At 73.9% G+C, this 22,204-nt stretch carries 23 protein-coding genes; 12 read left to right on the top strand and 11 right to left on the bottom strand.

Annotation, left to right across the window (positions count from 1 at the left end; translation table 11 throughout):
- Window positions 1-130 precede the first annotated feature (130 nt).
- A complete protein-coding gene (locus ACN26Y_RS02325; protein WP_155333840.1) occupies window positions 131-3,523 on the top strand; it encodes an ATP-binding protein in 3,393 nt (1,130 codons plus the stop codon).
- A gap of 127 nt (window positions 3,524-3,650) precedes the next feature.
- Here the strand turns inward: ACN26Y_RS02325 and ACN26Y_RS02320 are convergent, their stop codons facing one another.
- The 3 genes from ACN26Y_RS02320 to ACN26Y_RS02310 are packed head-to-tail and all read right to left on the bottom strand — an operon-like array spanning window position 3,651 to window position 6,098.
- Window positions 3,651-4,508: an ABC transporter permease gene (locus ACN26Y_RS02320; RefSeq protein WP_155333839.1), complete on the bottom strand. Its 858-nt coding sequence runs from the start codon at window positions 4,506-4,508 to the stop codon at window positions 3,651-3,653.
- Window positions 4,505-5,518 (bottom strand): ATP-binding cassette domain-containing protein, encoded by a 1,014-nt coding sequence (locus tag ACN26Y_RS02315; protein ID WP_155333838.1) that lies wholly within the window; start codon window positions 5,516-5,518, stop codon window positions 4,505-4,507. The genes ACN26Y_RS02320 and ACN26Y_RS02315 overlap by 4 nt, the downstream gene beginning before the upstream one ends.
- A gap of 25 nt (window positions 5,519-5,543) precedes the next feature.
- Window positions 5,544-6,098: an NADPH-dependent FMN reductase gene (locus ACN26Y_RS02310; RefSeq protein WP_422734166.1), complete on the bottom strand. Its 555-nt coding sequence runs from the start codon at window positions 6,096-6,098 to the stop codon at window positions 5,544-5,546.
- Window positions 6,099-6,200: 102 nt separating this feature from the next.
- Between ACN26Y_RS02310 and ACN26Y_RS02305 the strand changes: the two genes are divergently transcribed.
- A complete protein-coding gene (locus ACN26Y_RS02305) occupies window positions 6,201-6,758 on the top strand; it encodes a GNAT family N-acetyltransferase (RefSeq protein WP_422735000.1) in 558 nt (185 codons plus the stop codon).
- Here ACN26Y_RS02305 and ACN26Y_RS02300 read toward each other — a convergent pair.
- Both ACN26Y_RS02300 and ACN26Y_RS02295 read right to left on the bottom strand, forming a co-directional pair.
- Entirely contained in the window at window positions 6,661-7,593 is a 933-nt protein-coding gene (locus ACN26Y_RS02300; RefSeq protein ID WP_422734165.1) for an aldo/keto reductase, read from the bottom strand. The genes ACN26Y_RS02305 and ACN26Y_RS02300 overlap by 98 nt on opposite strands.
- Before the next feature lie 168 nt (window positions 7,594-7,761).
- Window positions 7,762-8,298, bottom strand: coding sequence for a DUF1697 domain-containing protein (locus tag ACN26Y_RS02295; protein ID WP_155334388.1), 537 nt, complete (start codon window positions 8,296-8,298; stop codon window positions 7,762-7,764).
- A 211-nt stretch (window positions 8,299-8,509) separates the two neighbouring features.
- Between ACN26Y_RS02295 and ACN26Y_RS02290 the strand changes: the two genes are divergently transcribed.
- The 5 genes from ACN26Y_RS02290 to ACN26Y_RS02270 are packed head-to-tail and all read left to right on the top strand — an operon-like array spanning window position 8,510 to window position 12,426.
- Entirely contained in the window at window positions 8,510-10,156 is a 1,647-nt protein-coding gene (locus ACN26Y_RS02290) for an AAA family ATPase (RefSeq protein ID WP_155333835.1), read from the top strand.
- Between the two features lie 31 nt (window positions 10,157-10,187).
- Window positions 10,188-10,643, top strand: coding sequence for a hypothetical protein (locus ACN26Y_RS02285; protein ID WP_155333834.1), 456 nt, complete (start codon window positions 10,188-10,190; stop codon window positions 10,641-10,643).
- Entirely contained in the window at window positions 10,640-10,852 is a 213-nt protein-coding gene (locus ACN26Y_RS02280; protein ID WP_155333833.1) for a DUF2997 domain-containing protein, read from the top strand. Before ACN26Y_RS02285 ends, ACN26Y_RS02280 begins: the two co-directional genes overlap by 4 nt.
- Window positions 10,836-11,741, top strand: a complete 906-nt coding sequence (locus ACN26Y_RS02275; RefSeq protein WP_196255766.1) for a ComEA family DNA-binding protein — start codon at window positions 10,836-10,838, stop codon at window positions 11,739-11,741. The genes ACN26Y_RS02280 and ACN26Y_RS02275 overlap by 17 nt, the downstream gene beginning before the upstream one ends.
- Window positions 11,734-12,426 (top strand): 4Fe-4S single cluster domain-containing protein, encoded by a 693-nt coding sequence (locus ACN26Y_RS02270; protein ID WP_422734164.1) that lies wholly within the window; start codon window positions 11,734-11,736, stop codon window positions 12,424-12,426. The genes ACN26Y_RS02275 and ACN26Y_RS02270 overlap by 8 nt, the downstream gene beginning before the upstream one ends.
- A gap of 78 nt (window positions 12,427-12,504) precedes the next feature.
- On the opposite strand, the gene ACN26Y_RS02265 is transcribed toward ACN26Y_RS02270, so the two are convergent.
- The 4 genes from ACN26Y_RS02265 to ACN26Y_RS02250 form a co-directional block, all read right to left on the bottom strand.
- Window positions 12,505-13,947 (bottom strand): amino acid permease, encoded by a 1,443-nt coding sequence (locus ACN26Y_RS02265; RefSeq protein ID WP_155333830.1) that lies wholly within the window; start codon window positions 13,945-13,947, stop codon window positions 12,505-12,507.
- An 86-nt stretch (window positions 13,948-14,033) separates the two neighbouring features.
- Entirely contained in the window at window positions 14,034-14,756 is a 723-nt protein-coding gene (locus ACN26Y_RS02260; RefSeq protein ID WP_155333829.1) for a YqeB family protein, read from the bottom strand.
- Complete coding sequence (locus ACN26Y_RS02255; protein ID WP_155333828.1) at window positions 14,753-15,550, bottom strand: ABC transporter permease; 798 nt, start codon at window positions 15,548-15,550, stop codon at window positions 14,753-14,755. Before ACN26Y_RS02255 ends, ACN26Y_RS02260 begins: the two co-directional genes overlap by 4 nt.
- Window positions 15,547-16,446 (bottom strand): ABC transporter ATP-binding protein, encoded by a 900-nt coding sequence (locus ACN26Y_RS02250; RefSeq protein WP_155333827.1) that lies wholly within the window; start codon window positions 16,444-16,446, stop codon window positions 15,547-15,549. The genes ACN26Y_RS02255 and ACN26Y_RS02250 overlap by 4 nt, the downstream gene beginning before the upstream one ends.
- A gap of 131 nt (window positions 16,447-16,577) precedes the next feature.
- On the opposite strand from ACN26Y_RS02250, the gene ACN26Y_RS02245 reads away from it, so the two are divergent.
- From ACN26Y_RS02245 to ACN26Y_RS02235, 3 genes are all read left to right on the top strand, one after another.
- Window positions 16,578-17,825, top strand: a complete 1,248-nt coding sequence (locus ACN26Y_RS02245; RefSeq protein ID WP_155333826.1) for a sensor histidine kinase — start codon at window positions 16,578-16,580, stop codon at window positions 17,823-17,825.
- Entirely contained in the window at window positions 17,804-18,520 is a 717-nt protein-coding gene (locus ACN26Y_RS02240) for a response regulator (RefSeq protein ID WP_370463289.1), read from the top strand. Before ACN26Y_RS02245 ends, ACN26Y_RS02240 begins: the two co-directional genes overlap by 22 nt.
- A gap of 112 nt (window positions 18,521-18,632) precedes the next feature.
- Window positions 18,633-19,142, top strand: coding sequence for a hypothetical protein (locus ACN26Y_RS02235; protein WP_155333824.1), 510 nt, complete (start codon window positions 18,633-18,635; stop codon window positions 19,140-19,142).
- A gap of 97 nt (window positions 19,143-19,239) precedes the next feature.
- On the opposite strand, the gene ACN26Y_RS02230 is transcribed toward ACN26Y_RS02235, so the two are convergent.
- The gene (locus ACN26Y_RS02230) at window positions 19,240-20,016 is read right to left on the bottom strand and encodes a D-Ala-D-Ala carboxypeptidase family metallohydrolase (protein ID WP_422734163.1); all 777 of its coding nucleotides are present in this window, start codon (window positions 20,014-20,016) and stop codon (window positions 19,240-19,242) included.
- A gap of 296 nt (window positions 20,017-20,312) precedes the next feature.
- Here ACN26Y_RS02230 and ACN26Y_RS02225 point away from each other — a divergent pair, with 296 nt between their 5' ends.
- A complete protein-coding gene (locus ACN26Y_RS02225; protein ID WP_155333822.1) occupies window positions 20,313-20,960 on the top strand; it encodes a DUF6642 family protein in 648 nt (215 codons plus the stop codon).
- Window positions 20,961-21,054: 94 nt separating this feature from the next.
- Window positions 21,055-21,519, top strand: a complete 465-nt coding sequence (locus tag ACN26Y_RS02220) for a PPOX class F420-dependent oxidoreductase (RefSeq protein ID WP_155333821.1) — start codon at window positions 21,055-21,057, stop codon at window positions 21,517-21,519.
- Here the strand turns inward: ACN26Y_RS02220 and ACN26Y_RS02215 are convergent, their stop codons facing one another.
- The gene (locus tag ACN26Y_RS02215) at window positions 21,520-22,161 is read right to left on the bottom strand and encodes an NAD(P)-dependent oxidoreductase (protein WP_155333820.1); all 642 of its coding nucleotides are present in this window, start codon (window positions 22,159-22,161) and stop codon (window positions 21,520-21,522) included.
- Window positions 22,162-22,204: the final 43 nt, after the last annotated feature.

The raw sequence follows: 22,204 nt of genomic DNA, 5'->3' as shown, positions 1-22,204 counted from the left end.
TCCGGCCGCGTCACAGCGCCTCCCTGAGGTCGAAATCGTTCCGCCACTGTTGCAGCGGAGGTCGTGTGCGCCGTGGTCGGGGGAAAGTCCGGCGCGCCGTGTCGGTGGCTTCGACTACCGTGCGGAGGTCATGGAGCCGCGGCGCGTCGAGGCCATCATCGGGCGGGAGCACCCCGCGGGCCTGCTGCGCGCGGAGCTCGACCGGGCCCTCGCCAGCCACGGCGGTCTCGTCCTGGTGACCGGGGAGCCGGGCATCGGCAAGACCACGCTGGTCACCGCGCTGGCCGAGGAGGCCCGCCAGCGCGGCGCGCTGGTGCTCGGCGCCGCCTGCTGGGATTCCGACAGCGCCCCCGGCCACTGGCCCTGGGTCCAGGTCGTCCGGGGCCTGCGCCGCTCGGCGGACGACTGGGCGGTCGCCCGGGCCGCCGCCGAGCCCGGCCTCGCCGCCCTGCTCGGCGAGACGCCGGCGGTGCGGGGCGACGGGGCGGATTCGTCGGCGGCGGGCGGGACCGGGACGGCCGCCTCCGGCGCGGACGGCGGGGACGAGGAGGCGTTCGCCCTCTACGACGCGGTGACGACCGCGCTGGTCGCCGTCTCGCAGCGCCGGCCGGTCGTGGTCGTCCTCGACGACCTGCACTGGGCCGACCCGGCCTCGATGCGGCTGCTGGCGTTCGCCGCCCAGCACACGTGGTTCGAGCGGCTGCTGCTCATCGGCACGTACCGCGACGCCGAGGTCGAGGCGGCCGACCACCCGCTGCGCCCGCTGCTGATGCCGCTGGTGACGAAGGCGACCACGGTCACGCTCGACGGCCTCAGCCGGGACGAGGTCGGGGCGCTCATGACGCGGACGGCCGGCCGGGAGCCGGACGCCGCCCTCCTCGACGAGGTGCACCGGCGCACCGGCGGCAACCCGTTCTTCGTCGAGCAGACCGCGCGGCTCTGGCGGGTCGATGGCGCGGTCGACCTGATCGCCCCGGGTGTCCGCGAGGCCGTGCGTCGCCGGCTCGCCCAGCTTCCCGACGTGGTGGTCGACGCGCTCACCGTCGCCGCCGTACTGGGGCGGCAGTTCCACCGGTCCGTCCTCGCCGCCTGCGCGGGCACCCCGGCGGCCCAGGTCGACCGCCTCCTCGACCGTGCCGTGACGGCCCGGCTCGTGGTCGCCCGCGGCGGCGGGCGGTTCGCGTTCGCCCACGACCTGGTGCGGGAGACGCTCTACGACGGGCTGGACGAGGCCGAGCGCCGGGACCGGCACGCGGCGGTCGTCCGGGCCGTCGACCGCGAGCCGGCGCTCACCGAGCGGCTCATCCCCGCCGACCTGGCCCGCCACGCCTGGCTCGGCGCCGGGCTGCTCGACCCGTCCCGGGTCGCCGACCTGCTCGTCGCCGCCGCGCGGGACGCCAGCGGGCGGATGGCCCTGGAGGAGTCGACCGTCCACTACCGCCGGGCCCTGGAGATCGTCGGGGACCCGCCCCGCCGGGTCCGGATCCTGACCGAGCTGGGGGAGCAGCTGTCGCACTCCGGCGGCCGGGAGGAGGCGCGACGGCTCCTCGCCGAGGCGGCGGAACTGGCCCTCGAGATCGACGACCCCGCGCTGCTCGCCCGCGCCGCGCTCACCGTTTACCGGCACGGCTGGACGCCCGTCGGGCAGGTGGTCGAGACGGACGCGCTGCTGCGTGAGGCGTACCGGCGGCTCATCGGCGAGCCCGACGACACCCTGCCGGCGGCCACGGTGGTGACCGACCTGATCACCGCCACCGAGACGCTCGCCCGCCGAGGCCGGGACGACGAGGCGCTCACCTTCAGCCTCTGGGCCCGACACCACACCACCTGGGGCCTCGGCAGCGCCGCCGACCGCGCCACGATCACCGCCGAGATCCGCGAGGTCGCCCGCCGCAGCGGCGACCGCGAGACCGAGATGTGGGCGACCAGCCTGCGCTGGGTGGCGCTGCTCGAGCTCGGGGATCCCCGCTACACACAGGAGCACGCCGCGTTCGTCGCGGCGGGCCGCGGGTCCGACGTCGACCGGCACCGGATGGCCGGTGCCATCGACGGCGGCATCATCGCCGCCTGCCGGGGCGACTTCGCCCGGGCCGACGCCCTCTTCGGCGAGCTGGTCGGGTTCGGCGAGTGGGACCAGTCCGAGCACGGCTACCTCGTGCACCACCTACGCTGGTCGCTGCTGCTGCTCCAGGGCCGGTACGACGAGATCGACACGCTGCTGCACGGGCTCGACCCGACCGACCACACCTACCTGGAACTGGTCCGCGGCATCACCGCCGCCGAACGCGGCGACGTGGCGACCGCCGTCCGCCTGGTCACCGAGATCGAGGCCGCCGGCGCCCCGTACCCCCGGCCCGTCTCGCCGCTGTGGCTGCGCCTGCGTGCCCAGGTCGCCGCCCGCACCGGCGACGCGCGGCGCTGCGCCGAGGCGCGGGAGGCGCTGGAACCGTACCGGGGGCAATGGCTCGCGGCCCTGTTCGGATGCGACGTCAGCGGGCCCGTCGACCACTGGCTCGCGCTCGTCGACCTGGCTCAGCAGCGGTGGGACGACGCGGTCGCCGGCTTCGGCGCCGCCCGCGAATCAGCCGACCGGATGGGCGCCCGGCCCTGGTCGCTGCTCGCCCGCGCCGGTCTGGTCGTCGCGCTGACCGGGCGTGACAAGCCCGGTGACGCGAGCGCCGCCGCCGAGCTGCGCGCCGAGACGGTACGCGAAGCCGCCGCGCTCGGCATGGCCCAGGTGCTCCAACGCCTCGGCGAGACACCGGCGTCCACACCCGGGTCCGGACCGTCGACCACCGAGCCGGCCGTCCCGGAGCCCGGCTCGTCGACAACACCGGCAGAACCGGGCTCGCCGAGGGCGGGCGCGCGGGGATGTTCCGCCATGGCGACGATGATCGGGCCGGACTGGATGGCGCCGCTGCCGTGGTCGCCCCCCGGCGCAACGCCGCCCGTGCCGCAGGACCGCCCGCCGACGGAGGTCCACGAGTTCCGGCGCGACGGTGACGTGTGGCGGCTGGTCTACGGCGGCGTGGTGGCGCATCTTCCGGACGCCAAGGGGCTTCAGGATCTGCACCTGCTGCTCAGCCGTCCCGGTGTGGACGTCGCCGCGGTCGAGTTGCTCGACCCGGCTGCCGGGCCCGACCTGGTAGCCGCGCACCGGCTCGGTGCAGACCCGGTCCTGGACGACGAGGCCAAGGCCCGCTACCGGCGCCACCTGGAGCGGCTCGACGACGAGATCGACCGGGCCGCCGCCCGTGGCGACGAGCGCAAGGTCGCCGCCCTCGACGCCGAGCGTGCCGCCCTGCTCGACGAGTTGCGGGCGGCGGCGGGCCTGGCGGGACGCACCCGGCGCCTGGGTGACCAGGCCGAACGCGCCCGCAAGGCGGTCACCGCCCGGATCCGCGACACGCTCCGTCGCCTCGATGACCGGCATCCGGCCCTCGCGGCGCACCTGCGCGAGACGGTCTCCACCGGCGGCTCCTGCCGCTACCTCCCGCCCGACCCCCCGCGCTGGCACCTGTAACACCCGTGAACCACGAGATCTTGGAAGGAAACGGCCCTCCCGAGGGCCGTTTCCTTCCAAGATCTCGGGAAGCACGCCGCCGGGCGGGCGCCGCCACGAAGGTGGCGGCGCCCGCACCGGTCCGCGGTCAGCGGCGGTTGTAGCGGTACATGGTCAGGGTGCCGAAGACGGCCACGAAACCGGCGCTCCACAGCAGCAGCCACATCGTGTTCGTTGCGTCCGGCGAGCCGGCCATCACCCCGCGGACCGCGGCCACCAGGTGCGTGATCGGGTTGACCTTGACGAACGCCTGGAGCCAGCCGGGCATCGTGGCCGGCTCGACGAAGACGTTGCTGAGGAAGGTCAGCGGGAACAGCACCATCATGCTGACCCCCATCACCGACTTCTCGCTGCGCAGGACCAGGCCGAAGAACGTCCAGACCCAGGAGAACGCGAACGAGAAGACCACCAGCAGGCCGATCCCGGCGACCACACCGAGCACGCCGCCGTCGGGGCGGAAGCCCAGGACGAGGCCGACGCCGAGGATCACCACGGCGGCGAGGACGTAGCGCAGCACGTCGCCGAAGATCATCCCGACCAGGGCGGCCGGCCGCCACACCGGGAGCGTACGGATGCGGTCGAAGACGCCCTTCTCGATGTCGTTGTTGAGACCGAGACCCGTGTACATGGTGATCATGACGACGCTGGTCACCATGATGCCGGGCAGGAAGAACTGCAGGTAGGCACGGGGGCTGTCGGCGAGGGCGCCGCCGAACAGGTACGTGAACATCAGCACCATGATGATCGGGAACGCGGTCACGTCGAACAGCTGCTCGGGGACGTGCTTGATCTTCAGCAGCGCCCGCCAGCCGAACGTCAGCGACGCCGACAGCGCGCCCGGCCTCGGCGGTCGCTCGCCGGGCGCGAGGACCGTGGCCAGCGCCTCGGTCGACGGGACGTAGACGGACGGGGCCCGCCCGGTCGTGGTGGTGGCGGTGTCGCTCATCGGGCTGCCTCCAGCTGCTCGTCCCGCTCGTCCGTCGGGGTCGCGGGGTGGTCGGTCAGGGCCAGGAAGACCTCGTCCAGGCTCGGCTGGCCGAGGGAGAAGTCGTCGACGACGATGCCGGCGCGGGCCAGGTCGGCCAGAGCGCGGGCGGCCTGCTCGCTCGCCGCCAGGTCGGAGCCCTCGCCGCCGACGCGGGCGGTGAGCGCGACCGGGTCCGGCTCCAGCTGCACCGGGACGCCGAGCGCCGCGTGCAGCACCTTCTCGGCCTCGGGCCGCTGCCCGGCGTCGCGCAGGCGCAGGTGGACGGTGCCGGAGCCGACGGACGACTTCAGCTCGCCCGGGGTGCCCTCCGCGATCACCCGGCCGTGGTCGACCACCGCGATGCGGCCGGCGAGCTGGTCGGCCTCGTCCAGGTACTGCGTGGTCAGCAGCACCGTGGTGCCGTGCGCCACGACCGCGCGGACGATCTCCCACACCTGGTTGCGGCTGCGCGGGTCCAGCCCGGTCGTCGGCTCGTCGAGGAAGAGCAGATCCGGCGTGTTGAGGATGCTGGCGGCGATGTCGAGGCGCCGGCGCATGCCACCGGAGTACTTCTTCACCTGCCGACCCGCGGCCTCGGTCAACCCGAACGCGGCCAGCAGGCTCTCCGCCCGATCGCGGGCGGCCGGCTTGCGCAGCCCGAGCAGGCGGCCCAGGAGCACCAGATTCTCCATGCCGGTCAGGTCCTCGTCGACCGAGGCGTACTGGCCGGTCAGGCTGACCCGGGAGCGGACCGCGTCGGCCTGGTCGACCACGTCGTGGCCGAAGACCCGGGCCCGACCACCGTCGGGACGCAGCAGGGTGGCCAGCACCCGGACGGCGGTGGTCTTGCCCGCCCCGTTCGGGCCGAGCAGGCCGTAGACGGTGCCCGCCGGGACCTGCAGGTCGAGGCCGTCGAGCGCCCGGGTCGACCCGAACGCCTTGCGGAGGCCCTCGGCCTCCACGGCCGGGCCGGTGGTGCGCGTACTCATGATCTCTACCTCTCTTCGGGGAACTTCAGGAGACGTACGGGCGGGCTGCCCGGGCGTCCCGCAGTGCCTGGCCCCACCAGGCGAGCTGGTCGAGCAGGACCGCGGCGTCCCGGCTCAGCCGGTCCTCGGCGAGCGGGGTGGGCCCGCCGCAGAGCAGGTCGACGCCGACGACGTCCCGGACGGTCATGGCGTGCAGCGCGGTGAAGACCGTGCGGAGCTGGTCGACCGCGTGCAGACCCAGGGAACCGCACCCGTACGACACGAAACCGACGGGCTTCGCCTGCCACTCGTCGTACGCGTAGTCGATCGCCTGTTTCAACGACGCCGGAAAGCTGTGGTTGTACTCGGGGGTGACCACGACGAACGCCTCCGCGCGGCCCACCTCACCGGCGAAGGAGCGCATCGCCGGCGTCGCCTCGGCGGGCCAGGTGGCCGGGAAGTCGTAGTCGGCGAGGTCGAGGACGGAGACGGTGAGCTGGGCGCGCCGCCGGGCCTGCGCGACGAACCAGCGCGCGACCTCCTCGCCGGCCCGCCCCTCCCGCGTGCTGCCGATGATCACGGTGAGCCGCAGCGGCGTCATGACTCCACCTCCTCTCACCGGGAGGGCGCCAGACGGTCCGCCAGATCCGATCTGGCGGACCGGACCGTCGGTGGCGGGTGGTCCACTGGACGCGTGAGCGACATGCGCATCATCCCCTGGCAGGCGGACGACCTCGACCTGCTGCGGCAGCTGAACGCCCCGGAGATCCGGCGGCACACCGGGGGGCCGGAGACCGACGAGCAGGTGGTGGCCCGCAACGCACGGTACGCCGGGTTCGGCGCCACCGGCGGCGGCTGCATGTACACGATCGCGCTGCCCGACGGGACGAAGGTCGGCAGCGTCGGGTACTGGGAACGCGAGTGGCGCGGCGAGCAGGTCTACGAGATGGGGTGGGCGGTGCTGTCCGCGTACCAGGGGCGGGGGCTGGCCTCGGCCGCGGTGCGCGCGGTGCTCGACGTGGCCCGCGCCCGGCGGACCCGGCGGCACGCGCACGCCTACCCGTCGGTGGACAACCCGGCCTCCAACGCCGTGTGCCGGCGGGCCGGGTTCGTGCTGCTCGGGGCGACGGACTTCGAGTACCCGCCGGGCCACACCATGCGCGTCAACGACTGGCGGGCCGACCTGGGCGACCAGCACCGGGTCCGCCCGGCCGGCGCGGGTCGCGCCGGTCGCCGGACGGCAGGTCAGGCCGGCACGTAGTCGAACGTGTCCGGGTTGGGGCCCTGCCGGCCCGCCTCCCCCGGTCGAGCCCGGTGATCCGCCCCATCGTCGCGTCGTCCAGCTCGAAGTCGAAGATCCGGACGTTCTCCTCGATCCGGGAGGGCGTGGTCGACTTCGGGAAGACGACGTCGCCGCGCTGCACGTGCCAGCGCAGCACGACCTGCGCCGGCGTACGCCCCACCTGCGCGGCGGTGTCGATCACGGTCGGGTCGTCGAGCACCTTCCCCTGCGCGATCGGCGACCACGCCTCGGTCACGATGCCGTGCCCGTGGTCGTACCCGCGCACCTCCTCGTTACCGAAGTACGGGTGCACCTCGACCTGGTTCACCGCCGGCACCGTGCCGGTCTCGGCGGCGAGCCGCTCCAGGTGCGCGACCTGGAAGTTCGACACTCCGATCGAGCGGGCCCGGCCGTCGCGCCGGAACTCCTCCAGCGTCCTCCACGTCGACACGTAGTCGCCGTCGTAAAGGGTGGGCAGCGGCCAGTGGATGAGGAAGAGATCGATGTAGTCCATCTTCAGGGCGGCGAGCGTGGAGTCGAAGGCCCGCCGCGCGACGTCCGGCCGGTGGAAGCCGTTGTTGAGCTTGCTCGTGACGAAGACCTCCCGGCGGTCCAGCCCCGACTCGCGGACCGCCTGGCCCACCTCGGCCTCGTTGCCGTACATCTCGGCGGTGTCGATGTGCCGGTAGCCGACGTCCAGGGCGGTGCGCACCGCCCGCACGGTGTCCTTCGGGGCGATCTGGAACACCCCGAAGCCGAGCTGCGGGATGGTGTTGCCGTCGTTCAAGCTGATGTTCGGGATCGGGTAGGCCATTCGTGCCGCATACCCGCCGAACGTGCCCGGCTCACCGGCACCGGCCGGGGAACCGGGCGACATCTCAGGTCAGGTCGGCCGGTATCCGGTGCCGGACGAGGTCCTCGTCGGGCCGGTAGCCGCTCGCGCTGTGGATCCATCCACCGGTCGTCACCCGTGGCCGAACCGTTACGCCGCCAGCTCGGCGAGCGTGCGCACCGACCGCCAGTTGCGGGTGGTCGCGACGACGCCGAGCTTCTTCTCCAGGTACGTGTTGGTGAACTTCGACCGGCCGTAGCCGCCGTCCGGGTAGTGCAGGAACACCTCCCGCCCGGTGACCGTGAACGCCACGGTCTCGCCGCCCGGCACGGTGAGCCCGGCCACCGCCGACGTCGCCGGCGTGGCGGCGAGGAAGGCCACCAGCAGCCGCGTCGGGTCGTCCTCCCGGTCGGCGTACGGGTTGCCGCCGGCCACCGCCGCCATCTCCCGGCCGCTGCGGACCAGCACCGGCACGGTGAGCTTCAGCTCGTCGGCGAGCGCCCGCTCGATGCCGCGGGCCAGGGCGTCGGCGTCGCGGACGGTGCTGCCGAAGACCACGTTGCCGCTCTGGAGGTAGGTCTGCACGTCCTGGTGACCGAGGTCGGCGACGAGGCGGCGCAGATCCGCCATCGCGAGGCGGACGCCGCCGACGTTGACCCCGCGCAGCAGGCCCACCCAACGGGTCATCGACACCGCCCCCTCCGCTCGCCACGCAGCCTAACGCCGGCATCCGACAGTCACCCGTGGCACGCTCCTCCGCAGTTGGAGCGACCGAACAGTGGCCCCGCCGCCGGACGTTCGGTGGCGACCATCGGCCATTCGGCAGCCTGCGTTCTGATCTTGTCGACTGCTAGAGTCCGCGCTGGTCGGATGCGCTCTGCGGGGGGAGGAACCGACGGTGGCGACGGCGTTCCGAGACGCACTGGCACAGATGCTCAAGGCCCGCTTCCCGATTCTCTACGTCGAGTCGTCCGAGGAGCAGCGGGTCATCGCCGAGGTCAGCGCCGTGGCGCGGGACGCCGCCCTGGTCCGTACGCCTCGCGCCGTCTGGACCTGGTCGCTGACCACCGGGCTCGTGCAGCCCGACGGCACCGCCCGAAAGGGCACCACCGAAGCCGAGGACGCCCTCGACGCCGCGCTCCGGGTCGACCAGCCGAGCGTCCTGATCTTCAAGGACCTGCACCCGGCCCATGGTGGTGGCGACCGGCCGGGCAGTCCCGCGGTGGTCCGCCGGCTGCGGGACCTGGTGGCGGCGTTCAAGTCCGGCCCGGTGCCGCGCACCCTCGTCCTGGTCTCGCCCGTGCTGCACATCCCGGCCGACCTGGAGAAGGACGTGACGATCGTCGACTTTCCGCTGCCCACCGAGGCGGAGATCCGGCAGGTACTGGACGGAATCATCGCCGCCAACTCCGCCAGCGGCCGGATCCGGATGGCGCTGGACGACCGCGGCCGGGAACGGTTCGCGAAGGCGGCGCTCGGGCTCACCCTGCACGAAGCGGAGAACGCCTTCGCCCGCGCCATGGTGAACGACGGGGTGCTCGACGCCCGCGACCTCGACGTGGTGCACGAGGAGAAGCGGCAGACCGTCCGCAAGTCGGGGCTGCTGGAGTTCGTCGACGCCGCGGTCGACCTCGGCGACGTCGGCGGGCTGGAGAACCTGAAGCGGTGGCTGGCCAAGCGGGACGGGTCCTGGCTGGCCGAGGCGGCGGCGTACGGGCTGCCCGCGCCCCGGGGCGTCCTGATCACCGGCGTGCCGGGCTGCGGCAAGTCGCTGACCGCGAAGGCGATCGCCGCGGCGTGGGGCCTGCCGCTGCTACGGCTGGACGTCGGCCGCGTCTTCGCCGGGCTCGTCGGATCCAGCGAGCAGAACATGCGCACCGCCATCCGGACGGCCGAGGCGACCGCACCCTGCGTGCTCTGGGTGGATGAGATCGAGAAGGGCTTCTCCGGTAGCGCCTCCGGCGACTCTGGCACCTCCGCCCGGGTCTTCGGTTCCTTCCTGACCTGGATGCAGGAGAAGACCCGCCCCGTCTTCGTCATCGCGACCGCCAACGACATCGAGGCGCTTCCTCCGGAACTGCTCCGCAAGGGACGCTTCGACGAGATCTTCTTCGTGGACCTGCCGACCCGCGTGGAGCGGGCGTCGATCTGGCGGGTCCACCTCGCCCGGCGGCTGCGCAACCCGGCCGTGGCCGGCGAACTCGCCCTCGACGACGCGCTGCTCGCCGAACTCGCCGGGTTCAGCGAGGGCTACTCCGGGGCCGAGATCGAACAGGCCGTCGTCGCCGGGCTCTTCGACGCGTTCTCCGAACGCCGCCCGCTGCGCCGCGACGACCTGGTCCGGGCCCTGGCCAGCATGGTCCCGCTCAGCGTCACCCAGGCCGAGCGGATCGACGCCGTACGCTCCTGGGCCGACACCCGCGCCGTCGCCGCCACCGCAGCGGAGGACTGGGATCTCGGCGGCCGTCCCGGCGCCACGGGTGCGGCAGCCCGTCCCGGCGCGCCGCCGCAGCGGCGGCAGGGCGGGCGGGCGGTCGAGTTCTAGGGTGTGCGTCAACGACGGGAAGAGGGACCGGATGAGCGTCTCACTGATACTGCTGCCACTGGCCATCGCCGCCGTGGCCGCGACACACGGTGCGACCGCCGGGCGGGACGCCGACGGTCGCGTCGTCTGTCAGGTGCGGACACGGATGCGGGACGAGACCCTGCTCGCGGCCGCGCTGCACGACACCGCGGCCGTGGTCACGACCGAGCCGGACGTGATCATCGCGGACTGGGCGGGCGTACGGGCGAGTTTCCAGCGCGGCGCGGACGGCATCTGGTCGGCGCACTTCACCGGCGAGGCCGACGAGCAGCGGGCCGTCGAGATCGTGCGGGCCGTCGACGCGGCCTACGGGCGGCAGGTACAGCGCGCGGTGCTGGCGCGGCTGCGCGACCAGGCCCCGGCAGCCGGCCTCCGCCTCGAGTCCGAGCAGGTCACGGAGGACGCGAGCGTCCGCCTCGTGTTCGCGGTCGAGGGCAGGACGTCGTGAGCGGGCAGCCGCGGATCGTCGTGACCGTCACCAGCGAGGGCGTGGTCAGCGCGGAGACCCGGGACGTGCTCGGCGACGGCTGCCTGGACTACGTCACCGTGCTGGAGGACCTGCTGGCGGCCCGGACGGTGCAGAGCGCCTACACCGCCGACCACACCCGCGCGACCGTGCTGGAGCACCAGGAGGAACATGATGTCGAGCGCGCCTGACCCGGGATGGCCGCATCCGCCCGCCGGGCCTCCGGCCGCGAGCCTGAGTTGGCGGGTCCTGCACAGTTGGTGGCTGCTGCTGCCCATCCTCGGCCTCAGCTGCCTCGGCGGCTTCGGATTCCTCTACGTGGGGCTCCGCGCCCGGCGCCCGGCGTGGTGGATCTCCGGCATCGTCTACACCCTGGTGGGGTGGGCGGCCTTCCTCGTCAGCGGCGAATTCGAGCAGGGCAGCACCGGCAACAACTGGGCCATCGGTACGGCGATCGCGGTCTGGGCGGCCACCATCCTGCACGGCGCGCTGATCAACTCCGCGTGGCTGCGCTGGCGTGCCGGCTACCGCCCCTGGTACGCGCAGTCGGCCGCCGCGGCGCCGTGGTCCGGTGGCGCCTACCCGCCGGGTCCGCTCGCCCCGCCGCCCGGCGGTCCCGGCCACCCGGTTGCCGCACCGGCCGGCCCGTACCCGCCGACGTATCCGCCCGCGGCACCGGCGTACGCCCCGGGCTCGCCGGCCTTTCCACCCACGGCGCCGGCGTTCCCGCCGCCGTCGCCCGAGCCGACGATGGCGACGCAGCCGCCCGGCGGCTACGTCAACCCCGGCCCGGTCGCCGCGCCGGTGCCGAGCCAGGCGGCGCGGCCCGGCGGGCCGGTCGACGTCAACACGGCTCGGATGGAGGAGTTCGCGGCGCTGCCGGGCTTCGACCCGCAGCGGGCCCGGCACGTGCTGGACGAACGGCACCGGCGGGGCGGATTCGGCAGCCTGGCCGAGTTCGCCGCCACCGCCAACCTGGCTCCCCACGAGTACGCGCGGCTGCGGGATGTCCTGGTCTGTGCCCCGCCCACCCCGCCCGGCCCCGGCCCGTCGCCGCACGGGCGCGTCCTGGATGTCTGACGGCGGGCCGGCACCCCGGCCGGCCACCGGTGTGGAGACGGTGGCGGTGGCCCGCTTCCTCGCCGCAACCCGGGCCGAGGGCCCCGGTGAGCGGACCGCCGTCTGGGTGCAGGGCTGCACCGTCCGTTGCCCCGGGTGCTTCAACCCGCACATGTGGAGCTACCGGGGCGGGCAGCGGATCGGCCCCGCCGACCTCGCCCGCCGGGTGCTGGACGCGGGGACCGAGGGACTGACGCTGCTGGGCGGCGAGCCGTTCGACCAGGCGGGCCCGCTGGCGACGGTCGCCGCCGCGGTACGGGCCGCCGGCCGCTCGGTGATGACCTTCACCGGCTACCCGTACGCCGGCCTGCGGCGCGCGGTCGACGCCGGGCGGGACGACGTGGCCGCCCTGCTCGACCAGACCGACCTGCTCGTGGCCGGGCCGTTCGAGCAGGACCGGCTCGACACCACCCGACCCTGGGTGGGCTCGACGAACCAGGAGTTCCTGCTGCTCAACGATCGCTTCCCGAGGTTGCTCGACGAGCTGGCGCAGACCCCCGACCGGGTCGAGGTCACCGTGGACGCCGCCGGGCGGATCGCGGTCAACGGCTGGGCCGACGTGGACGCCCTCGACGAGCTGCTGGCGTCGGTGGGCCGTCCGCAGCCACGCCCGCTGGTGGCGGACGGGACCGGCGCGCACGGCTAGCGTGCCGGGAAGACTGCCGCACACCTCGCCGGACTGTCCGCGGCCTTCGCCCGCGCCGGCGGCCCGTACACACCGCCCCTACCGGGCCGAGCCGGTGGGGCCGGAGGATTCGTCGCGGCCGGCCAGCTTCGAGCGGCGGTAGCCGTAGAAGGCGTAGATCAGGACGCCGATCAGGAACCACACCGCGAACCGCAGCCACGTCTCCGGGGCGAGGAAGGTGATCAGCCAGACCGAGAAGATCGCACCCAGCGCCGGCACCACCGGCATGCCCGGGAGGCGGAAGGTGCGCGGGGCGTCTGGCCGGCGGTAGCGCAGCACGATCACCGCGATGCAGACCACCACGAAGGCGAGCAGGATGCCGATGTTGGTCAGCTCGGCCGCCTCCCGGATCGGCAGGAAGCCGGCGATCAGCGCCGACCCGACGCCGACGATCCAGGTGACCCGGCTCGGCACGCGGCGCACCGGGTGCAGCTTGGCGAACCAGGCCGGCAGCAGGCCGTCCCGGCTCATCGAGAACCACACCCGGGTGACCCCGAGCATGAAGGTGAACATCACGGTCAGGATGCCGATGATCGCGCCGGCCGCGATGACGGACGCCAGGCCGGAGAGACCGACCGAGGCGAACGCCGAGGAGAAGCCGCTCTCCGAGTCGATCTGGGTGTAGTTCTGCATGCCGGTCAGCACCAGGGTCGCCAGCACGTAGAGCACCATCGACAGGGCCAGCGAGTAGATGATCGCCCTCGGCAGGTGGCGACGCGCGTCCCTCGACTCCTCGGCGGCGGTGCTCATCGCGTCGTACCCGAAGACGGCGAAGAAGACGGTGGCCGCACCCGTGATCGCCCCGCCGACACCGAACGGGAAGAACGGCGAGTAGTTCTCGGTCTTGACGTAGAAGAAGCCGACCACGATGACCAGCAGCACCACCGCGACCTTCAGCCCGACGACGAGCGTCTCGAACCGGGCGGCCGTCTTGATGCCCTGGTTGAGCAGGTACGCGATGAACAGGCAGAGGAGCACCGCGAACAGGTCGACCACGTGACCGTCGCCGGTGCCCGGCGCGCCGAGCATCCAGGCGGGCAGTTCCAGCCCCAGTTCGCCGACGAGGAAGGCGAAGTAACCGGAGATGCCGATCGCCACCACCGCCACGATGGCCGTGTACTCCAGCAGCAGGTCCCAGCCGATGAACCAGCCCACGGCCTCGCCGAGCACCGCGTACCCGTAGGTGTAGGCCGAGCCGGCCTTCGGGATCATGCCGGCGAACTCGGCGTACGACAGGGCCGCCGCGGCGCTCGCCAGGCCGGCGATCAGGAACGAGACCAGCACCGCCGGCCCGGCGGTCTCCCTCGCCACCGCACCGGCCAGGGCGAAGATGCCCGCGCCGATGATGCCCCCCACGCCGATGGAGGTGAGCTGCCAGAGCCCGAGCGACCGCGACAGCTGCTCCTCGCTGGTGTCGGCGATCTCCTCGACCGGCTTGCGGCGGAAGATGCCGCTGCCCGTGACGCGTCCCGCGGAGGTCATCGTCGTCCCCCTTCTCCGATCCCGGGTACGGACAGCGTGGTCCGGCCGCAGGGTCACCGCAACGCTACCGTCCGGAACGGTTCGGCTCAGGAGAAGTCGCGTCCCTGCTCCGGCGCCGGCCGGGTGAGCCGCCAGTACTGCCGTCGCCCGTCGTCGCGGACGACGACTCCGGAGCGGGCCAGCTCGCCCCGCAACTCCCGGGCCTCCCCGTCCCGGCTGGCGTCGAGCGCCCCCTGCCGGGCCCGCAGCAACGCGTCCGCCTCCGCCGGCAGGCCGGGCAGCCCCGGCACCCACCGCCGGTACGCGTCCCGGTGCGGGTCCGCGTCCCGCCACGGCCAGCCGTGGGACCGGAACGCCTCCGCGAGCCGCCCGGCCGGCAGGTCGGACCGTTCCCGCGCCAGCTCGCCCTCGTCCGGGCCGAGCAGTACCAGCGCCTTCCCGTCGACGAACACGGCGCGGGTGTCCCGCCGGGCCACCTCCCGGGCGGGGCCACCGGGCCGGCGTAGCCGGACCCGCTCCCGGCCGACGGCGACGGCGAGCCGCTCGGCGGTGGCGATGCCCGCCACCACCAACCCGGCGAGCGTCCCGAGCGCCACGCCGCCGGCCGTCGCGTACGCGTCGGGCAGTCGGGCGGCCAGTTCGAACAGCCCCTGGACCGGCACCCAGGCCTGCCCGGCGAGCCAGTCGGAGGCGGCGGCGAGCGCCGCGCCCGCCGCCGCCCCGACCAGCGGGAAGCCGCCCCAGAACAGCACCAGCTCCGCCCGGCCGCCGTCGACGACGGTGGGGCCGTCGAGACCGTGCACCGTCACGCCGCCTCGCGCCGCAGGGTCCGAACCAGGCCGGCCGCCAGGGGTACGACCATCCACACCAGCAGCGACACCGCCAGCCGGGCCCACTGACCGGCGGTCACGTCGGGAGTGAACAGCGGCTCCATCGTGCGGGCGGTGTCCAGCCAGCCCGCCGGTTCCCGCAGCGGCCGGATCAGCCCGCCGAGCACCGACCAGAGCGTCGGCAGCAGCAGGAAGGTCACGATCGCCAGCGGCGTGTTGAGCAGCAGCAGGCCGAAGCCGGCACCCATCAGCACGTTCGCGACCTGGAGGACGGCGGCGTGCAGGATCAGGGAACCCTCGATCCGCCAGGTTCCGGCGCCGCCGGTCGCCCCCGCGACGGCGGTGCCGACGGCGGCGGTGGCCAGGCTCGTCAGCAGCGAGGCGAGCGCCGCCAGCACCACGGCCGACAGCTTCGCGGCGATGACGCGTTCGCGGCGGGGCACCAGGGCGAACGTGGTCAGCGCGGTGCGCTGCGACCACTCGGCGGTGATGGACAGGATGCCGAGCACCGGCAGCAGCAGGCCCACCGGCAGCAGCGACGAGGTGAAGAACCCGACGAAGGTCTGCTCGGCGTCCGGAGCCCAGATCAGCTGCGCGGCGACCAGCGCGGCGGTGAGCAGTCCGATCGTGACGAGCAGCCAGAGCCCGGCCCGGGTGTCGGCGAGTTTGCGCAGCTCCACACCGGTGAGCCGGAGCAGGGACGGCCCGGGTACGTCCCGGTGGGCGCGCGGGCTGGTGGTCTCTTCGCCGGGTGCGGTGGCGGTGCTGGTCATCGGACGGCCTCCCGGGTCGTCTGGTCGGCGGTGAGGGTGAGGAAGAGCTGCTCCAGGCCGCCCCCGTCGGCGGGACGCAGCTCGGTGAGCGGTACGCCGCCGTCGGCGGCGGCCTGGCCGACCGCCTCGGCGGGGGCGGGCACCAGCAGCGCCCCGTCGGTGCCGGTGGTCGCCGCCAGGCCGGCCGCGTCCAGCGCGCGGCGCAGGGCGGCCGTGTCCCGGGCCCGGACCACCGTCCGGTCACCGGCCAGCAACTCGTCCTTGCCGCCCTGGGCCACGATCCGGCCGCCCCCGATCACGACCAGCCGGTCCGCGACGGCCTCCACCTCGCGCAGCAGGTGGGAGGAGAGCAGCACGGTGCCGCCCCGGTCGGCGAAGTCGCGCAGCAGGCCGCGCATCCAGAAGATCCCCTCCGGGTCCAAGCCGTTGGCCGGCTCGTCGAGGATCAGCACCCGGGGGTCGCCCAGCAGCGCGTGCGCGAGGCCGAGCCGCTGCCGCATCCCCAACGAGTACGCCCGCACCCGGCGCTTCGCGGCCGTGCCGTCCAGCCCGACCAGGTCGAGCTTCGCCACCACCTCGCGCCGGTCCACCCCCATCGTGGCGGCGGCGACGGCCAGGGCCTCCCGCCCGGTGCGGCCGGCGTGCTGCGCCGACGCGTCGAGCAGCACCCCGACCTCCCGGCCTGGGTTGGGCAGCTGCCGGTACGGCCGCCCGCTCACCGTGGCCGCGCCGGCGCTGGGCGGGGTGAGGCCGCAGATCATGCGCATGGTGGTGGACTTGCCGGCCCCGTTCGGCCCCAGGAACCCGGTCACGGTGCCGGGCTCGCAGCGGAACGACACGTCGTCGACGGCGGTGTGCCGCCCGTACCGTTTGGTGAGGTGTTCCACGGTGATCATGCGGTCCAGGCTGCCCGCGCCGACCGGTGGTCCGCAGCGGCCGGCGGTCGCCGCCGGGTCGACCAAGGTCGCCTCCGGACGTCGACTTCGGTAGCTGGTCGAGTGCTCCGACGGCTGCCTAGGCTGGTGGGGTGACCAGCGCCGTCGTACCGGATCATCCCTGGCTGCTGCCGGGCTCGCTGGCCACCGGGGAGCGGGCCGGCCGTGCCCCCCGCCGCACCACCCGGGACTGGGTGGTCGACGTCCTCGCGTTCCTGCTCTCCCTCGTCTGGGTGCTCTGGGCCACCGCGGACGCGACCCTGCCCGACCCGGAGTTCGCCGCGCCGCTGGAGCAGCGCTGGCTGATCCCGGTCGACGCGGTCATCGGTCTCGTCTGCTGCGGCCTGCTCTGGGTGCGCCGTCGCTGGCCGCTCGGGCTCGCCGTCGCCACGCTGCCGTTGACGGCGTTCTCGATGGCGGCGGCGATCCCGCTGCTGATCATCTATTTCACGGTGATCGTGCACCGCCGTACGGCCGTCGCGCTGGCGGTCACCGCCGGCGGACTGGTGACCAACTTCGTCTTCACCTACCTGCGTCCGGATTCCGACCTGTCCTACTGGGCGACCACCGCGTGGGGGGTGGCCATCTCGGCCATCGTGCTGGCGTGGGGGATGTTCGTCCGGGCGCGGCGGCAGTTGGTCGTCTCGCTGCGGGAGCGCGTCGAGCGGGCCGAGGCGGAGCAGCAGCTACGGGTGGCGCAGGCCCGGCAACTGGAGCGCACCCGCATCGCCCGGGAGATGCACGACGTGCTCGCGCACCGGATCTCCCTGCTCAGCCTGCACGCCGGGGCGTTGGAGTTCCGGCCGGACGCCCCGCCGGACGAGGTGGCGCGGGCCGCCGGGGTGATCCGCGCCAGCGCGCACGCGGCGCTCCAGGACCTGCGGGAGGTGATCGGTGTGCTGCGGGCCGAGGGGCCGGCCGCCGAGGGCCCGGAGCGGCCCCAGCCGACCCTGGCCGACCTGCCCGCGCTGATCGAGGAGTCCCGGACGGCGGGGGTACGGGTCGACACCGTCGACCGGGTGACCGCGCCGGACCGGGTGCCGGCGGCGGTCGGCCGCAGCGCGTACCGGATCGTGCAGGAGGGGCTGACCAACGCACGCAGGCACGCCGCCGGTGCCGCGGTCGCCGTCGAGCTGGCCGGCGCGCCGGGGGAGGGGCTGGCCGTGGAGGTCCGCAACCGCTGGCCGGTCGGCGGGGTCGACGCCCCGGACCTGCCCGGCACCGGCACCGGCCTGGTCGGCATCGCGGAGCGGGTCAGCCTGGCCGGCGGCCGGCTGGAGTACGGGCGGGACGACGCCGGGGACTTCCGGCTCGCCGCGTGGCTGCCGTGGCCGGCGTGACGCCTCCGCCGGAAGCGACGCCGACGGCGTCCCCGGAACGTCCGGTACGCGTCCTGATCGTCGACGACGACCCGCTGGTCCGGGCCGCCCTGACGATGATCATCAGTGGTGCGCCGGGGTTGACCGTGGTGGGCGAGGCCGCCGACGGCACCGAGGTCCCGGCGGCCGTCGCCGCGTACGCGCCGGACGTCGTGCTGATGGACATCCGGATGCCCCGGCTCGACGGGTTGGCCGCGACCGAGGCGCTGCGGGCCGCGCCCGCCCCGCCCGAGGTGCTGGTGCTGACCACGTTCGACGCAGACGAGCAGGTGCTGCGGGCGCTGCGGGCCGGGGCGGGTGGCTTCCTGCTCAAGGACACTCCGCCGGCCGAGATCGTGCGGGCCGTCCACCGGGTGGCGGCGGGTGAGGCGACGCTCTCTCCGACGGTGACCCGCCAGCTCATCGCGCACGTGACCGGCCTCGGCGGCGCGGACCCGCGCCGGGAGCGGGCGCGCCGGCAGCTCGCCACGCTCAGCGAACGGGAACGGGAGGTCGCCGTCGCCCTCGGCCGGGGCCGCAGCAACGCCGAGATCGCGGCGGAGCTGTTCATGAGCGTGGCGACGGTCAAGGCGTACGTGTCGCGGCTGCTGGTGAAGCTGGACCTCAACAACCGGGTGCAGGTGGCCCTCCTGGTCCACGACGCCGGCCTCGTCTAGGCTGCTGGCCGCGTACCGGGATTGAACCTTCCGGGGGTGGGCGACGTACTCCCGGCCGAGGATGTGGTGCGGCGCTCAGCCGCCCCGCTACCCAAGCTGCGGGAGGCCTACCGTGCGAGTTGGTGAGCAGTCGACGGATCCCATCGATCAGGTACTGGGCGAGGTGCCGGTCCCGGTGCCGCTGACCCCCGAGGACGTCCGGCTCGCGGTCCGGGCGGTGGTCGTGCACGCGGCGGAGGAGTGGCCGTCGGGGCCGCTGTGCCGCAACGACGGTGCGACCTATCCGTGCCGGTTGCACCGCTGGGGCCGGCGGGTGCTGTTGACACACGGTCTCAACGAGCGCCAGGTTGACGCGCTGGTGCGGCACGGCAACCCGTTCGTGCACGTGCCGTTCCCGTTCACCGTGAACGGGCCCGCGCCGGTGCGCACGTCGGTGCCGGCCCGTCCCGGGGCCGCCGTGCCGCCCCGGACACCGGCCGCTGTGCCGGCGCGTCCCGCGTACCCGGTGCGTGGCCAGGCGGCCGCCCGGGTGGTCGCGCCCGGCGCGCGGCCCGCGGTCCGACCTGCCGGCCATGGCCGCACGAGCCCGGCGGCCACGCCGCGCTGGCCCCGGGCGAGCTGAGCGGAGGTACGCCCGCGAGGCTCGGGGCGCACGACGCCGGCCCGGTCGGGGGGATTTCCCCACCCCTGACCGGGCCGGCGTCGTCGTGGTGCGGTCGTCAGCGGACCCCGCAGTCGGGGGCCGACCAGCTGGTGGTGTTGGCGGTGTCGTCCCGGTTGTTCTCGCGCCGGGAGTCCACGTGCACGTGGTCGCCGTGGTCCGGCGCGCCGGGGCCGAGGATGCCGCTGAAGCCGCGGTTGCGGGCGTCGCGGGCCACGTCGCACAGCGACCGGCTGCGGGACACCACGTCGGCGGCGTTGCCGTAGAGGTGCTGGCTGTCCCGCGCCCCGCCGACCTGGTCGTTGCACGCCCGGCTGCGGAAGCCGCTGGTGACGTAGAGCGGCTGGTCGCCGAGGCTGTGGCGCATCGCCTCCAGCTTCCACATCGTGCGCAGGGCGTTCCCCCGCGTCTCCGCCGGGGAGAGCGGGCCGCCGGTCCAGCCACCCCGGCCGCAGCCGTCGTCCATCTCGCTCCAGCTGAAGTGGCGGGGTGTGCAGTCGTCGTCCTGCAGCTCGTAGATCTTGCCGTAGGTCTGCGGCCCGGCCACACCGTCGACCCGCAGCCCGTACGCGGCCTGGAACCGCCGGACCGCCGCGGCGGTCTTCGGGCCGTACCGGCCGTCGAGTTCCACGATGTCACGGTTGCCGGCCCAGCCGGCGACGCGGAGCTGCAACTGGCGGACGTCGTCGCCGGATCTCCCCTGGTAGAGGTTGCGTGTCCAGGTGTAGCAGCCGTCCGCGTGGGCGACTGGGGCGGCGACCACGGTGGCGATCGCGGCTCCGGGCAGCGCCAGAGCGAGGGCGACCACGGCCCGTTTCAGGGTCTTCGTGCGCACAGAAGTCCTCCCGGTAGGAAGAGCGAATGGAGTAGGACATCGACCGGGACGTCCCGTGATTTCCACCCTGACACTGATCGGTCAGTTAGGAGGGGATAAACGAGAATCGTCCTCAGATTCTGCGCTTCCTGAGTCCTGGCTGAGAATGCGACGATTTGCGAATTGCTCATTCCGTCTTGACCCGCTCAACGGCATGGGAACGGGCACGGAAGGTCGCGTCCCGCCACACCCTGGGTGATGTCTCCGCCGTCAGGAGAGCCGGTAACGTCAGCGTCCGGGTGAGGGGAGGTGGGCCCGTGGCGCGCGGTGGGGTCTTCTGTGTCGAGGGTCAGTGGCACCGCGATCTCAACGAGCGTGGCTCGGTCCTGCCCACCCTGGAGCTGCTGGAGCGCCTCGGGAAGATCCGGTTTATCCACAAGGACGCGGCGACGAGGGACGAGCTGTTCTACTTCGTCGACCGCTGGCTGCTCAAGCAGTACGCCGACTACCGCGTCGGGTTCTTCGCGATGCACGGCGAGCCGAGCCGGCTCTGCCTCACCGACTGGGAATCGGTGGCCCTGGCCGACGTGGCCGACCTGATGGCCGGCCGTTGCGAGGGCCGGCGGCTCTACTTCGGCAGCTGTTCGGTGCTGCGCGCCTCCGACGCCGTGCTCCGCGACTTCCTGCACACCACGGGAGCGGCGCTGATCTGCGGTTTCACCCGGGAAGTCGACTGGGTCGAATCGGCCGCGTTCGAAACCGTGCTGCTCGACGTGCTCGCCAACGGGCAGCGGCACAACGCCGCCGAACTGCGAATGGGCTCGGCGCACTGGGCGCCGCTCGCGTCGTACCTCGGCTTCCGGGTGATCTACGCCAACGGCCGAGCGTGGCGACCGCCGGTCCGGCCCCGCGTCCCCGCCCAGCCCGCCGGCGCGTCCCGCGTCGCCGTCCCGCCCGAGGCGTGATCAACGCGAGGTGCGGACGGTCGCGGCGCCTCCTGCCGGCACACCCGACATCCTGGAACCGGAGTCGGTCCCGCAAGCCTGGTAGAAACGAGCGGTGGCACGAAGCATCGCGACGAACACCCGGGTCGACCGCGCCGAGCTGATCGAGTTCCTCCGGCCCCGGCACAGGGTCCTCCTCATGACCACCCGCGCCGACGGGCGGCCCCAGTCGTCCCCGGTCTCCGCCGGTGTCGACGCCGAGGGACGCCTGGTCGTCTCGACCTACCCCGAGCGGGCCAAGGTCACCAACATCCGCCGTGACCCCCGGGTCTCCGCCTGCGTGCTCTCCGACGACTGGAACGGCCCGTGGGCGCAGGTCGACGGCACCGCCGAGGTGCTGGACCTGCCGGACGCGCTGGAGCCGCTGGTCGGGTACTACCGCAGCATCTCCGGCGAGCACCCGGACTGGGCCGAGTACCGGGCGGCGATGGTGCGCCAGGGCAAGTCGCTGATCCGGGTGAGGATCGACTCGTGGGGTCCGATCGCCACCGGCGGCTTCCCCGCCCGCCTCGCCGACTGATCAGTACGCGGCGGTGAAGCGGGAGTTCTCGTGGCGCGGGTTCTCGATCTCGTCCACGATCACCACCGCCATGTCCTGGTAGCTGAGCACCGAGCGGCCCTCGTGGTCGGTCACCGGGTGGTCGTCGCCGGTGCGGTACCGCCCGGTCCGCTCGCCCGGATGGAACTCCAGCGGCGGCGGGGAGACATAGGTCCAGCTCACGCCGTCGGCGGAGGAGCGGTAGAAGTCCAAGGCCTCGGCCTGGCCGATCGCCGCGTCGCGATACTCCTCGGGGAAGTCCGGCTCGTCGAGGATCCGGGTGCCCTTCCGGGTGAGCAGGGTGGCACCGCCGCCCAGGTGGATGATCCGAGGCGTGGCCGGCATCTCGCGCAGCGTGCCGACCAGCGTCCGGGCCGCGTTCAGCCAGAGACCGCGCTGGTCACCGCCGATCGCGACCACCAACGCGTCCGCCTCCGGCGCCAGTTCCCGTACGCTGCGCTCGCTGGTCGCGTCCCCGGTGACGACCTGGACGCCCGCCGGCAGGTACGACGTGGCCTCCGGCCGGCGTACCGCGGCGGTGACCCGGTGCCCCCGGTTGAACGCCTCGGTGGTGATCCGGGAACCCGCGGTCCCGCCCGCCCCGAACACGACGATGTTGCTCACGCCCCCAGGCTAGGGACGGCGCGGCCCCGCCGCCGGGGAACGC

This window comes from Micromonospora sp. WMMD558 (assembly GCF_049315255.1).
Classification (GTDB): Bacteria; Actinomycetota; Actinomycetes; order Mycobacteriales; family Micromonosporaceae; genus Micromonospora.
Note: the sequence above shows the minus strand (reverse complement) of the source record. Positions and strands in the feature narration are given on the sequence as shown.

Excerpts from the sequence above, each read along its gene's own strand:
- ACN26Y_RS02325 (WP_155333840.1), top strand. The coding sequence starts at position 131 with ATGGAGCCGCGGCGCGTCGAGGCCATCATCGGGCGGGAGCACCCCGCG.
- ACN26Y_RS02320 (WP_155333839.1), bottom strand. The coding sequence starts at position 4,508 with ATGAGCGACACCGCCACCACCACGACCGGGCGGGCCCCGTCCGTCTAC.
- ACN26Y_RS02315 (WP_155333838.1), bottom strand. The coding sequence starts at position 5,518 with ATGAGTACGCGCACCACCGGCCCGGCCGTGGAGGCCGAGGGCCTCCGC.
- ACN26Y_RS02310 (WP_422734166.1), bottom strand. The coding sequence starts at position 6,098 with ATGACGCCGCTGCGGCTCACCGTGATCATCGGCAGCACGCGGGAGGGG.
- ACN26Y_RS02305 (WP_422735000.1), top strand. The coding sequence starts at position 6,201 with ATGCGCATCATCCCCTGGCAGGCGGACGACCTCGACCTGCTGCGGCAG.
- ACN26Y_RS02300 (WP_422734165.1), bottom strand. The coding sequence starts at position 7,593 with ATGGCCTACCCGATCCCGAACATCAGCTTGAACGACGGCAACACCATC.
- ACN26Y_RS02295 (WP_155334388.1), bottom strand. The coding sequence starts at position 8,298 with ATGACCCGTTGGGTGGGCCTGCTGCGCGGGGTCAACGTCGGCGGCGTC.
- ACN26Y_RS02285 (WP_155333834.1), top strand. The coding sequence starts at position 10,188 with ATGAGCGTCTCACTGATACTGCTGCCACTGGCCATCGCCGCCGTGGCC.
- ACN26Y_RS02275 (WP_196255766.1), top strand. The coding sequence starts at position 10,836 with ATGTCGAGCGCGCCTGACCCGGGATGGCCGCATCCGCCCGCCGGGCCT.
- ACN26Y_RS02270 (WP_422734164.1), top strand. The coding sequence starts at position 11,734 with ATGTCTGACGGCGGGCCGGCACCCCGGCCGGCCACCGGTGTGGAGACG.
- ACN26Y_RS02265 (WP_155333830.1), bottom strand. The coding sequence starts at position 13,947 with ATGACCTCCGCGGGACGCGTCACGGGCAGCGGCATCTTCCGCCGCAAG.
- ACN26Y_RS02255 (WP_155333828.1), bottom strand. The coding sequence starts at position 15,550 with ATGACCAGCACCGCCACCGCACCCGGCGAAGAGACCACCAGCCCGCGC.
- ACN26Y_RS02250 (WP_155333827.1), bottom strand. The coding sequence starts at position 16,446 with ATGATCACCGTGGAACACCTCACCAAACGGTACGGGCGGCACACCGCC.